This window comes from Shewanella carassii (assembly GCF_002777975.1).
Lineage (GTDB): Bacteria > Pseudomonadota > Gammaproteobacteria > Enterobacterales > Shewanellaceae > Shewanella > Shewanella carassii.
The window spans coordinates 509,899-522,029 of record NZ_NGVS01000033.1 but is presented as its reverse complement, the minus strand read 5'-3'; the positions used below and the strand labels follow the sequence as shown (position 1 = coordinate 522,029).

Here is a 12,131-nt window from a genome sequence, read left to right as displayed (position 1 = left end):
CTTAACGGAGCACTGAAAGTTTTTGTGCAATAAGTAAATTTTTAATTTCCAAGGTATGATGTGAAAAAAACGATTAACAACTGTAACGATGAAGTTATTATCAATATTGAAGTGGATGAAATTAATACTTTAGAAACACTCACTAAGTTAGCCGACGCTTATGTTGATATTTCGTCTAGAATCGACGAGTATCGCGCTGATATTGACTGGAACTGCCCTATTGAAATTAATGTGGTGACTCCCGAAGGTTCGGTCAGTGAAGAGGAGATGTTCAAGAAATTTACGACTGATCCAACTTTAGAGCGAAAAGCGGTTACTTTTATCTACAATATCACTAATTACTGTAAAACAACCACTTTGGAACTTTGGGGTGGGGATGAAGACCATCTTGCTGAACCAGGAGCTTATGCTCTTTGTATGTATCATGAAAAATATATTCCGTTGTATATCGAGCTTTTACTTCAAAATGATTTGGATCATGAGGTATATCAATCGGGTCATATAATTGACATTATAGAAAAATATGGTTTTACTTCGGATGTTCTTCGTTTAATGGCGAATCGTGTTGACGCTGCTGCAGGTCAACATGGTAGCGAGGATATGAAAGAGTATCATCCACAATTAATGGAGCTGTTTTTAAACCAACCCGAGCAAAAATCTTTATTCCTTAATACAGCGGTACAATCTATTTATTTACGTTCCATTCCATATAGCCTTCCATTTGACTCTATACGTGATTTGAGCATTTATATTCAAGAAAGCGGTGAAAGAACAAGGTGGTTGAAGCAACAGGAAGAGCAAGCCAAAGATACCTTTGGCAAGAATGTTAGGTGGTGAGTATAGATTGATGTTCTGTACGCTGATAAAAAATGTGGACACCCAACGTTAATGGCGCGGTAGTTAGCCTCCGACTATGCTTTTTTTAAGCATTTAACAAGGAGGTTATTATGCCGCACCCTCGCCGAACTCAAATCAGCCTTGAAGATACGCCTTACTACCACTGTTGCAGCCGCGTGGTGCGGCGAGCCTTTCTGTGTGATGATGATGCCTAATCGGGCAAGAATTATGACCACCGCCGCGGTTGGGTGGAATCGTTACTGTTTGAACTGGTTTTGTTTTATAGTGGGTGGCTTGATTTTTCAAATTTTTCTAAAGAGCAACGATAAGATTTAATTTTGAAACAAAACCAAAGAAGATCAATTGATTACCAACTTTGGCTGGTGTTGATCCTTACAAGCTTTATACCGTTAATCTACTCGACAACGCGAATCCACTTTTTGGGGAGTATACCAAGCCCTTGGGCGTTCAGTATTGCAGCACAAGTAGCTTGGCTAAATGTTGGCTATGAGGTGCTAAGCGAAACTCTCTTGGTACCGCTAGCGTTTATTCTCGGAAAAGTCATCAACGATGAAAAGGACTTTCGTCAGCGAGCAAGTATTTCATTACTTATTATCGTATTGAGTTATCTTGTTGTGACCGTTTTAGTATTGTGGCTAGCGCCACAATTCGTTGGGGCAATGCAGCAGAAAACTGAGTTGTTTGAGAGTACCGTTCAATACATTCGATTAGAGTCATTAGCTATTCTGCTTTCTAGCCTTTATGCATTCTTGTCGTTGGTCTTAGTGCTGAAAAACGAGAAAAACGTACTGTATAAATTACTCATAGTGCAAATGGTTATGACAGTTATGTGCGATTGTCTGCTAGTCAGTAAACAATCATTCTCATTTCAAATCGGCGTAAATGGGATAGCTATTAGCAATATTATTGTTAATAGCTTTCTTGCTGTAGCAGCTGTCACTTATTTATCAAAATCAGGCGTAAGCTTAAACATACGGCAAGGTAAGGTACCTCAACAGCAATGGCTCAAAGAGTGGGGAATAATTGGCTGTAAATCTGGTCTTGAGTCTTTTGTTCGTAATGCCGCATTTATTATCATGATCCTGCAACTGGTAAACCAAGTACAACAGGCAGGAATATTTTGGATTGCTAACCAGTTTATTTGGGGGTGGTTGCTACTTCCTGTCTTAGCTTTGGGTAAACTAGTAAAACAGGATGCGGCGATTAATAATGGCCTAACACCTAAACAGGTTAATCGCTACCTCTTGTTAACTACAGGAATCATTACTATTTGGATGCTTACTGCGCCATTGTGGAATAGTTTTATTTCTAATGTAATGGGGGTAAGTGACCCTAAACCGATCACGGATCTGGTGTGGCTGATGGTGGGATTCTATATCGTGTTTAGCTTAAACAGTGTCATAGATAACTACTTTTATGGGATTGGGCGTACCGATCTAATGCTCTATCAATCTTTGATCGTCAATTGTATTTTTTATGGCGGTGCATTTGTGTTTTATCAAGTAGGCATATTTGTGCCCACACTTCAAAGTATTGCAGTGATGTTTGGTTTAGGAATAACAGCAGATGCTATTGTTACTTGGGGTTTGTATCGTATCCTCAGAGGCAAGTTAAACTCAGCTAAAGAGCCAGAACTTCAAGTTAATTAGGATATTAAAATTTTAGAAGGCAAAAAAATGGATACCCAAGGTTAATGGCGCGGTAGTTAGTCTCCGACTATGTTTTGTTTAAGCATTTAACAAGTAGGTTATTATTCCGCGCCCTCGCCGAACTCAAATCAGCCTTGAAGATACACCTTACTACCACTGTTGCAGCCGCGTGGTGCGGCGTGCCTTTCTGTGTGATGATGATGCCTACTCGGGTAATAATTATGACCACCGCCGTGGTTGGGTGGAATCGTTATTGTTTGAACTGGAGCTGTTTTTGCCATTGATATGGCCACATTCGCCATCATGAGTAATCTTCTGCATCTGGTGTTGCATATTGATATAAACAGAAAGAAGATTAAGTTATTGTTTTACAGTGGATGGCTTGATTTTTGCTTTTTACATCAGTTTTCAATTAACAAGTCAACTAACTGAAGCGCCACTTGAGGCGTGATACCTCTCGGGGAAGTAATGGAAAGCATCACAGAAGAAATTATCGGAAAATACATAGATGTAGCTCAGTATAAGGAGTTGAGTAATTTTATACCTGATAAGAAGTTGGAGATAGTTGAAATAATCCCGCCAGAAGAGGTAACGGCTATCCGTGAAAGGTATAACCCTTATCTTGAAGGTATTGATGCAAACCCCATTGCTGTCACCCTAGGCGATGAAATGATTTTTATCGGTAGTGGTCCCAAAAATGAAGGCAACGTGTACTACGTAGATATAGAGTTTGGTGTTTTCAAGTTACACAACTCAATTTCTAAGTTTTTAAGTGCAATCAAATTATAACAAGACAATGTTACATTACTGCTGGACTTGGTAACGCTTGGCAAAATTCCTACAATTACAACAAGAGTTATGGGCATAGTGGTTTTTACTGTATTTTTAATTTAAATAGTTGAACATCGGCTTGCAAGACTACATGCGACATCTTGCATCCTTGATTCTAATCTCGGGAAAGGTCAGTAGGCGCGAAGTCTAACAGTTCATATAAAGCTATACAGCTTCATTAAGACATCAAAAGAAATGGGAATGGATATGGAATACAGCAGAGAAAACATTGAGCAACTGCTAGAAGGGAAATTGCGACAAGCTTTAGCTGACTTTGGCGAAAAAGAGCTAAGGATCATTGATGTAGGCGTGTTTCCTTGGCACTCGGAGATCAGTGTATCCTTTCTCTTCAGCGAAGATTCGGCAGAGGAGGATGATATTGCGGCATGGCCGCATTTTGATTACTCCAAGATATTTGCAGGTGATTGGGATCAAGCCAGAGAATTAGCCAAAACAATGAATGACATGTGGGCTATCAATAATGATCCAATCCCATTTTTCTCGGATTTCGGTTCTGCATTAACATCTGACCGAATATCGAGCGTTATAAAACAGTTCAATCTGGCGCCAGACTTTAGGATACAAGTCCTGAACCCAGATAACCCTCATAGTAAGAATTTCTGCACCTAGTGGGGGCCGTAACCCTCTGTCAAATGCAGCACTACAGGTATTGATAAAACAAGCCGTCATATAAACCTTATTCGACAGCATAGGTTTATTGGCCAATGGTGAATGTTTGCCCATTTTTTGTCGGAAAAACTCAACCAACATGCGGCTATTGATAAATCTCATACTCTAGAAAACATTAGGCTTGATACCCACTGGGAACCATTAAGTCAGGACGGATAAATAAGTGAACGAAGCAGTCATACTGAAATTAAGGGCTCTGATGGCATGCATCAGGGAGAAGAGAACCGCTGATGCAATCGACTTATTGCAGATGAATTCAGAGCTGGTTCGATTACAAACGCCACTGGGCAGCATGCTTCATATTGCAGCTGATAATGACAACTTGGCATTGTGCCAGGCTTTGGTCAAGCTGGGAGCCGATATCGATAGCAAAGACAGTATCAGTGGCAGCAGTCCAATCCATAGGGCGGCTTCGAATGGCAACGAAGATATCGTGAACTACTTCATCGGCCTTGGCGCAAGACTCGATATTTCTGAGCCAGACCGCAATCCCCTTTTTACTGCAATACATTATGGCCACCTCCATATTGTGAAGCGGCTAGTGGAAGCGGGTATAGATACAAGGGTCCGTTATACCGGCCCAACAATGAAGAATATGGGAGCACTTGAGTTTGCCCATGAGTGGGGGCGCACTGAGATTGCAGATTACATCCAGTCCATCAGCTAACGCCCTTACTTTGCGGTGATTGCCCCATGTAAGCCGGACTTTGAGCCCTCCCGATTTAGGCGACAATGGCTACCTTCCCGCCCCAGAGCTCCCGCCAAAGAAACCCACAAAGCCCGGCTGACTCGGCTACACTCAAAGCTGAACTCATTGCGGGCTCAACAAACCGGGGCAATTAATGAAAACGGCCAAGTTATCAGCCCGCCTGTCTCAGGAGAACCTATCTATGAACTCCCCCTTTAACACCCATGGAGCCTTGAGTTGGCACGAATTGACCGCCAATGATTCTGAGCGGGCGATGCGGTTTTATGGTGAAATTTTTGGATGGAGCTTCAAGACCATGCAGTTGCCGCAGGGGCCTTACCACATCATAGAAAACGAAGGTATCGGCATTGGCGGTATAACAGACAGTCCGGCGCCAGCCATGCCGAGCAACTGGACGGGTTATATTACCGTCAAAGATGTCGACGCCGTTGCCATCAAAGCCAAGGCGTTGGGAGGCGATATCCTTTACGGCCCGGAAAACATTCCTCAGGTCGGTCGCTTCTGCTGGATAAAAGATCCCTGCGGCGCCATTATTGCTGCCATTACATACACTCAATCCGGCGAAGATTAAATCCGCTCCGTTTGGTAAAGATCATTCATGTTGCCAACTAAAGCTCTAACGGCCAGACAGATTGGTAAAAGAAGCGTTTTATAACGGCCGGATAAATAGCCCAATGGTAACAAAACCAAACACAAAACCGCCTTATCAACAATAGCGAATACACGTTAGAATAGCGCCCAATTATGGATGCAAACCTGCTTCAAGGGATCTCACACCGCTATGCCCAATCTGCTGACTCAGCTCATCAGCCGCTTTCGACAGGCACCGCTCGCCATCAAGGCCGGCATCTATCTACTACTAGCATATGGCCTCTATGCCCTATTGCTCGGTGGACTCGCTCCCTGGGGGATCAAGTCGCAAACACCCAAGCAACTGCAACAACTGCTTGGGCGTCAGGCCAGCCTGAACGATATCAGCATCAACCCTTTCCTTCTCAGAGTCCGCCTGGATAACTTCGCCCTGCAGGAGAGCGACCCGCAGCAAGTATTTGTGTCTTTCACGCAGCTTGAGTTGGAACTGGCATTTTGGCGCTCGCTGACTCAAGGGGCCATCGCCATAGATCATATCTATCTCCTTGAACCACAAGTGAATGTGCAAAGACTTGCGTCAGAGAAGGGCCAAGCTCAATTCAACTTCAGCGATATGCTTGCCCACCTTGAAGCCAATCGAACACCGCAAGCCGAGGCGACGGAAAAAGCCTCTGCGCCGCCTAGAGTCATTGCCCGGGATATCCGAGTGACAGAGGGTAAATTCGCTTACCAGGATGAGGTCGCCAATACAGAGCTCAGTTACGACAAGCTTAATTTCAGCCTACAAGCTTTGGATACCAAGGCATATAGTCTCAGTCTGCCGGAAGATGAGAACAAACCGGTACTGGCGAAAGATGCCAACCGCTATGCCCTGTCATTGACCGGCAGCGATAATGGACAGTTGCAGACTCAGGGACAGTTTCAGCTGCAGCCACTCGAAGTCAGCGGCGAGCTGCAACTGGCCAAAATTTCCCTGCTACCCTTCTGGCCGTTTGCCGATGGGCTTATTGCCGCTAAGCTCAGCGACGGTGAACTCAGCTTCCAAAGCCAGTACCAGTTGAAACAGCAACAAGACCAACTGCATTACCATGCCCACAAGGGCCGGTTTATTCTAGAAAATCTGCTGTTCTCCGACCAACAGCAAGCCAGAGTCAAGTTGCCGCTGTTGGCGCTGGATAACATTCGGGTGGACGGCGATAACCAGAGTGTTGATATCGACGAACTGGCGCTGCAAGGCCTGTGGGCTGATGCCCGCCTGGATAAGCAAGGCCTGGATCTACAGCAGCTCTTTATGCCCGCCCTGCCTGCCACACATGCCAAGCCCGATAACACCGCGGCCAAGGCACAAGTGGAACCAGCACTAGCCCAACCAGAGGCGGCAACTGAAACCGAGGCGCAAAATAAGGCCACAGCGAAAGAACAAGCCACTGCAGAAGATAAGGCTACAGCGCGAGAAAAAGCTACAGCGCATCCAGCAGCTGAGCCAAACAAAGCCCTGGGGCAAGAGAAACAGTGGCTCCTGACCATAGGCAAAATCAATCTCAAACAGGCCGATCTCAACTTGTTTGAGCAGCAGCAAAGCAATGGTATCCACTGGCGTGTCTATCCATTGGACATCACCACAGGACCCGTGCGTTCCGATCTCGAAGGAAACATAGACTACCGGTTGCAGCTGGCGCTGAGTTCTGATGCCCAAAACCCACCGGAAACCAGCCAAGGCCAGTTCACCTCCATCGGCGCGTTAGATGCCAAGGCTCTCACGATTAAAGGCGAGTTGGCACTAACTGAGCTGGAGCTGCAGCAGTTCCAGCCCTATCTGGCGCCCTACCTCAATATGCAGTTTGAAAGCGGCAAGTTGAGCACTCAGGGCAAGTTCACTGCCAACGCCGAAGGTAAGGCCCATTTTCAGGGGCAAGCCGACATAGATAAACTGCTTATCAAGGATGGATTGGCATTTGAGCCTCTGCTGAAATGGCAGAATATGGCGATAGATGCGATGAGCTTTGATTCCGAAGCAAACAGCCTCAAAATCAGCAATATATTCTTGAAACAGCCCTATGCCAAGGTGATGATTACCGAAGATAAGCGCACCAACATCGGCGAGTTGCTCCGCGCGGATGCTCAATCTCAAGTGGCGCAAGAAAACGTCGACATACAAGCGCAGCAAACTGCCGCCAAGGAAAAAAACACCGCCAGGGCAGCTGCAGAGAAGGCATTTAAACTGGATATCGGCAGCATTGCCATCCAAAACGGCTCGGCCTATTTTGCCGATAACTCCCTCACTCCTAACTTTGCTTCCGGTATCGAGGCGCTGGAAGGCAAGATAAGCCAGCTATCCTCTACCCCGGGAACCAAGGCCAGTGTCGATATCAAGGGCAAGATAGACAAGTATGCTCCGGTCACCCTAAAGGGAGAGGTGAATCCACTGCTGGAAAAACCCTATCTGGATCTGGATTTAGTATTCAAGAGTGTCGAGCTGACTTCGGTGAATCCCTATTCGGGCACCTATGCCGGTTACTACATAGACAAAGGCCAGCTGTCTTTGGCGCTCAACTATCAATTGGAAGACAACCAGTTGAAAGGCGACAATCATCTGGTGATAGATCAGCTTAAGCTGGGTAAACCCAGTGATTCCGATCTGGCCACCAGTTTGCCAATCACCCTGGCTATCGCCCTTTTGCAAGACAGACATGGGGTGATAGATCTTGGCTTACAGGTTTCAGGCGATCTCGACAGCCCAAGTTTCAGCTTCGGCAGCATAGTGATGACCGCCATCACCAATGTGATCACCAAGGCGGTCACCGCCCCCTTCTCTTTATTGGCCGGTCTGGTTGGCAGTGATGAAGAGCTGAACCTGGTCGCTTTCCAACCCGGTATAGCCACGCTGGACGCTGACGCCGAGGATAAGCTGAGCAAGCTGGCCAAGGCGCTGGATGACAGGCCCAAGCTGCAATTGAGCATTGAAGGCAGCGTAGCGCAGCGGGAAGACAGTGAGGCGCTGGCAGAGCAAAAACTGCAGCAGCAACTGCTCAAGGCCAGCAAGCTTGCAACCCTGCCGGACGAGCTGAGCGCCAGTCGCTTCCCCACCCAGGGTAAGCTGGCAGATGCTCTGGTGGAATTGTTCGAGCAACAGTTAAAACTGGATGCCGACGCGGAAAAAGACAAAGTGAAGCAAAGACTTGCCGAAAAGGCCAACGGTGAAAGAGTCGATGAAGATACCCTGCTCACCGTCTGGCATATGGGCCTTTACAACCAACTGCTCAGCGCTCAGGAGATCAGCAATAACGAGCTGGCCAATCTGGCTCAGGCCAGGGCCCAGGCCATCAAGGCCTTCCTGGTGGACAGAGCAGCCGTCGCCCCGGAAAGAGTCTTCCTGCTCGACAGCAAGACAGAGATGAAACTGGATGCATCTCAGGCGATTTTGTCGCTCAATGCCGATTAAAACGCTGGCCACTTTGTAAAGGCGCCTCTTTGGCGCCTTTACATCTCTGCATGCAACCTTTGCACTGACAAAGGACTCTGGCGCACTCCTCCCGCCCCTTCATCACCCTTAGCCCAGGCTTGAGTTTCACTACCACTGAGTTAAACTGCCTGCCGTTTTTAGCTTATATAGAGGATGCTTATGTTTATTATTCGTTGGATCTTGGGGCGGATTATTTTGCTGCTCAACTTTGTTTTTTCACCCAAGGGGCTTAAGCGGCAACCCGAGCAGCAGGCGGATATCGATGAACAATGTCGTAGCCTCAGCCTATATCAGTATCCCGCCTGCCCTTTCTGCGTCAAGGTAAGACGTGCGATGAAACGCCAGAGCCTGAATATCACCACCCTGGATGCCAAGCAGGAGCCACACAAGAGTGCTCTGCAAAACGGCGGTGGCACGATGAAAGTTCCCTGTTTGAAAATAGAACAAGCCGGTGAAGTGACCTGGATGTACGAATCCAACGACATCATCAGCTATCTCAATCAGCGTTTTGGTTGATCAATCCCTTGCCTGCCGTCCCAATACGGCAGGCACAGCTTGTTCCAAGCTTTATTCCTGTGTATCGTCCCAACAGTAATTATTAATCAGGGACAGAGTAAATGGCAGCGGAGCAAAACCCACGCAACATAGAGTCAGTTTTGGCTCATCAAGAACAGACAATCCCTACGGAACGAGCCTCGGGGATGACGCCTCCACCGCCCGTTGCAGAAGCAGCAAGCAATGAATCCAGCTATCCCATTTATGTAGGGTTTTGGGAGCGACTGGCGGCAACCCTGCTGGACTCACTCATGTTGATGTGCATCACAGTGCCACTGACTCTGCTAGTCTTTGGCATCGATGCCATATTGGAGAACGATGCCCTAATCTTGGGCCCGCTCGATGTTGTGATCAACTACCTGTTGCCTTTCATCTTGATCATCTTGTTCTGGCATTATAAGTCCGCGACTCCGGGCAAGATGGTGTTAAGGGCCGTCATTGTTGACGCCGACACTTTGCAAAAGCCATCAACCGCCAGCCTAATAGTGCGCTATTTAGGCTATATCCCCTCTACTCTGGTATTCGGCCTTGGCTATCTCTGGGTGGCCTTCGATCCCCGCAAACAGGGCTGGCATGACAAACTCGCCGGTACTCTGGTGATCCGCGCCCCCAAAGACTAAAGCCCCACCACAGGCCAACGCAAATATCGAAAAAAACAACAAGTTACCGGATGGCAGGCTTAGTTTGTTAGGCAATGAAAGATAGTTGCACTCAGTCGCACCGATCAGTGACGCCAGAGATAGACCCGGTCCGAGTAATCGTAGAGCCACTCGGGCCGGTACACTACCAATAGAGTCACGGCCATGCCGTTGAGTAAGGCCTCCGGGAACCCCAGCAGCGGAATAAGCAGCAGATAGTTATCCGCTAGGTAAGCGGCGCTGTAATCCGTGCTGGCCCAGAGATAAGCCGACCAGGCGAGAATATGGCTGGCAACAGATAACCCGGCGTTGAGAAAACCAGCCACAAAAATAAACACAAACAAATGCTTGGGCAATTTGTGATAACTCAAGCTATGTACGGTCAACGCCAGCAGCAGTGGCAGACACACGCCAAAAAGCATCATGGGTCCCAGCATCCAGGGCTGGTGGTAGACAAACAGGCAAAAGAAGCTCACCGGAAGCAGCATCAATACAGACGCCAAACGCCAGCCAAACATCAGCATCAGGGTCACCAAGGCCAGAAAATGCGCATGGATCCCCTCGGTTACGCTGGCATTGAGCAGCCAAAGACCATTGATGGCCAAGGTACTGAGTAGCGCCCGCCACTGCAAGCTCTTGTCCGCCAGCAGTCGTTGCCAGTCCCGTTTAGGCCAGATCCAGGCAAACCAGCCAAAGAGCAGAGCCCCATAGAGCACGTCAGCCAGTCCCGGCTGCCATTGAACCTTATCGAAAAGATGTTGAAGATACTCGACCATAACCTACCATTCGCTCAGCCAATAAAGGCGATAAACATAGATGCCGCGTTGACTTATTCGCACCTTCCTTAATGCAATTGTGTTTATTCTGCAGTAAGTTAGCACTAATTTGTATCTCCAAAAAAATAATAAGGATAATCACCCCAGCTTATGCGTGCGCTTTTTCTGTTATTACTGCCGCTGCTGCTCAGTAGCTGCAGCTCAAAACCCAACATAGATCCGGCCGATTTTGCCGGTGCCATCAAAGACAATTTTCAGACCGATATCAAGGCCGATGGTTTGAAGCTCTTCACCTATACCGCCCGGCTTACAGCCCCCAAGGCTGACGGCCGGTACGAAAATCCTATTGAGGCTCCCAGGACAGCCAAAGAGATGCGTCAACGACAGGCCATTCGAGAGGCGAGACTTGCCGTGTTTGAACAGCAGCTACAACTTGGGCTCGATAATACCCTCAAGATGAATCAATATTGCCGCGAAGGCTTCTATGAGCTCAGTCGTCTGCTGCAGTCCGACAGAGGCGAGATCCGCGGCGAATGCCGCGATGGCGCCAATGAAATGGACAAGAGTCGCTTCGGCAATAAGTAATTTTTTTGAAAAAAAACCGCAAATTTGCTAGTTTTGCCGCAGTTTTCCGCTTTAGGTGCATATGAGATGGAACCCACAGGAATCATTCAGGAGATAGAAGAGCCGGTTAACCGCAGCAAGGTTAATCGTCAGTTGTTACTCGCCACCAGCCTGTCGGCCGTGGTTGCCATGGCGTTATTGTTGTTTGGCGAGCAGTATAACCACCTTTGGCAGGATCAAAGTGCACTGCAGCTCAACCTGTTCCGCCCCGGTTTCTTATTGCTGATAGTCTCAGGGCTGATAGTGATCCCCACCAGTGTGGTCGAGCTTATCAAGGCCGCCAAGACGCCGGAACGACCACTGATGTTAGATATGGCTCTGCTCAGCATTGGAGTCGCAGTTTCCATGAGCTATATCGGTGTCTTTATGACCCTGTTCCTCTAAGAAAAGCGCTTGCGCCGCAGTATCCCAACCTGCCCCAGGCAGGTTGAGCTTGTTGCCCGGCCGTCGGCAGGCTAAAATGCCTGCCCTTTGCCCATCCCAAGTGGGAAGTACCAGGAAATTTTGCATGAACAAGCGACAAAAACTGACCAAAAAACTGGCCAAGCGTGCCAAAGCCCGGGAAAACAAGAAAGAGATCCCCAACTCAGGCCCGGCCAAACAGGGTTATATCTCCAAGGCCGAGCGCGCCAAAATCGCGGCGGCCGAACAAGCAGAAAGCAGCGCTGTTGAACAACCAAGCAGCGATACTGCTGAAAATGATACCGCCGCGACGCCCCAATCTGACAGCCTATAAAGCGTTTTCAA

At 47.7% G+C, this 12,131-nt stretch carries 13 protein-coding genes and 2 pseudogenes; 14 read left to right on the top strand and 1 reads right to left on the bottom strand.

From position 1 onward, the window contains the following. Window positions 1-60: 60 nt before the first annotated feature. The 11 genes and pseudogenes from CBE72_RS18530 (at window position 61) to CBE72_RS18480 (ending at window position 9,966) form a co-directional block, all read left to right on the top strand. Window positions 61-837: a hypothetical protein gene (locus CBE72_RS18530; protein ID WP_100145666.1), complete on the top strand. Its 777-nt coding sequence runs from the start codon at window positions 61-63 to the stop codon at window positions 835-837. A gap of 110 nt (window positions 838-947) precedes the next feature. Beyond that, a pseudogene (locus CBE72_RS20635) lies at window positions 948-1,049 on the top strand (transposase); the annotation flags it as partial. A gap of 126 nt (window positions 1,050-1,175) precedes the next feature. Beyond that, entirely contained in the window at window positions 1,176-2,507 is a 1,332-nt protein-coding gene (locus CBE72_RS18520) for an MATE family Na+-driven efflux transporter (protein ID WP_100145665.1), read from the top strand. A gap of 103 nt (window positions 2,508-2,610) precedes the next feature. Further along, a pseudogene (locus tag CBE72_RS18515) lies at window positions 2,611-2,852 on the top strand (transposase); the annotation flags it as partial. A 123-nt stretch (window positions 2,853-2,975) separates the two neighbouring features. Beyond that, complete coding sequence (locus tag CBE72_RS18510) at window positions 2,976-3,296, top strand: hypothetical protein (protein WP_100145664.1); 321 nt, start codon at window positions 2,976-2,978, stop codon at window positions 3,294-3,296. 243 nt (window positions 3,297-3,539) lie between these two features. Continuing rightward, window positions 3,540-3,968 carry a hypothetical protein gene (locus tag CBE72_RS18505; RefSeq protein ID WP_071477402.1) on the top strand — a complete coding sequence of 143 codons (429 nt, stop codon included), beginning with the start codon at window positions 3,540-3,542 and terminating at the stop codon, window positions 3,966-3,968. Window positions 3,969-4,191: 223 nt separating this feature from the next. Then, window positions 4,192-4,695, top strand: coding sequence for an ankyrin repeat domain-containing protein (locus CBE72_RS18500; protein WP_100145663.1), 504 nt, complete (start codon window positions 4,192-4,194; stop codon window positions 4,693-4,695). Between the two features lie 223 nt (window positions 4,696-4,918). Next, window positions 4,919-5,308 carry a VOC family protein gene (locus tag CBE72_RS18495; protein ID WP_100145662.1) on the top strand — a complete coding sequence of 130 codons (390 nt, stop codon included), beginning with the start codon at window positions 4,919-4,921 and terminating at the stop codon, window positions 5,306-5,308. Between the two features lie 210 nt (window positions 5,309-5,518). Further along, the gene (locus CBE72_RS18490; RefSeq protein ID WP_100145661.1) at window positions 5,519-8,770 is read left to right on the top strand and encodes a DUF748 domain-containing protein; all 3,252 of its coding nucleotides are present in this window, start codon (window positions 5,519-5,521) and stop codon (window positions 8,768-8,770) included. Window positions 8,771-8,950: 180 nt separating this feature from the next. After that, window positions 8,951-9,307 (top strand): glutaredoxin family protein, encoded by a 357-nt coding sequence (locus CBE72_RS18485; protein WP_100145660.1) that lies wholly within the window; start codon window positions 8,951-8,953, stop codon window positions 9,305-9,307. 101 nt (window positions 9,308-9,408) lie between these two features. Next, window positions 9,409-9,966, top strand: a complete 558-nt coding sequence (locus CBE72_RS18480) for an RDD family protein (protein ID WP_229671940.1) — start codon at window positions 9,409-9,411, stop codon at window positions 9,964-9,966. Between the two features lie 104 nt (window positions 9,967-10,070). On the opposite strand, the gene CBE72_RS18475 is transcribed toward CBE72_RS18480, so the two are convergent. Then, complete coding sequence (locus CBE72_RS18475; protein WP_100145658.1) at window positions 10,071-10,760, bottom strand: energy-coupling factor ABC transporter permease; 690 nt, start codon at window positions 10,758-10,760, stop codon at window positions 10,071-10,073. 150 nt (window positions 10,761-10,910) lie between these two features. Between CBE72_RS18475 and CBE72_RS18470 the strand changes: the two genes are divergently transcribed. From CBE72_RS18470 to CBE72_RS18460, 3 genes are all read left to right on the top strand, one after another. Beyond that, window positions 10,911-11,345, top strand: coding sequence for a hypothetical protein (locus CBE72_RS18470; RefSeq protein WP_100145657.1), 435 nt, complete (start codon window positions 10,911-10,913; stop codon window positions 11,343-11,345). 66 nt (window positions 11,346-11,411) lie between these two features. Further along, on the top strand, window positions 11,412-11,768 hold the full coding sequence (locus CBE72_RS18465; protein WP_100145656.1) for a hypothetical protein: 357 nt from the start codon (window positions 11,412-11,414) through the stop codon (window positions 11,766-11,768). A 124-nt stretch (window positions 11,769-11,892) separates the two neighbouring features. After that, entirely contained in the window at window positions 11,893-12,120 is a 228-nt protein-coding gene (locus CBE72_RS18460; protein ID WP_100145655.1) for a DUF2986 domain-containing protein, read from the top strand. Window positions 12,121-12,131 lie beyond the last annotated feature (11 nt).

Coding starts and splice junctions, on each gene's coding strand:
- CBE72_RS18465 (WP_100145656.1), top strand. CDS start 11,412: ATGGAACCCACAGGAATCATTCAGGAGATAGAAGAGCCGGTTAACCGC.
- CBE72_RS18490 (WP_100145661.1), top strand. CDS start 5,519: ATGCCCAATCTGCTGACTCAGCTCATCAGCCGCTTTCGACAGGCACCG.
- CBE72_RS18485 (WP_100145660.1), top strand. CDS start 8,951: ATGTTTATTATTCGTTGGATCTTGGGGCGGATTATTTTGCTGCTCAAC.
- CBE72_RS18475 (WP_100145658.1), bottom strand. CDS start 10,760: ATGGTCGAGTATCTTCAACATCTTTTCGATAAGGTTCAATGGCAGCCG.
- CBE72_RS18505 (WP_071477402.1), top strand. CDS start 3,540: ATGGATATGGAATACAGCAGAGAAAACATTGAGCAACTGCTAGAAGGG.
- CBE72_RS18470 (WP_100145657.1), top strand. CDS start 10,911: ATGCGTGCGCTTTTTCTGTTATTACTGCCGCTGCTGCTCAGTAGCTGC.
- CBE72_RS18495 (WP_100145662.1), top strand. CDS start 4,919: ATGAACTCCCCCTTTAACACCCATGGAGCCTTGAGTTGGCACGAATTG.
- CBE72_RS18510 (WP_100145664.1), top strand. CDS start 2,976: ATGGAAAGCATCACAGAAGAAATTATCGGAAAATACATAGATGTAGCT.
- CBE72_RS18460 (WP_100145655.1), top strand. CDS start 11,893: ATGAACAAGCGACAAAAACTGACCAAAAAACTGGCCAAGCGTGCCAAA.
- CBE72_RS18480 (WP_229671940.1), top strand. CDS start 9,409: ATGGCAGCGGAGCAAAACCCACGCAACATAGAGTCAGTTTTGGCTCAT.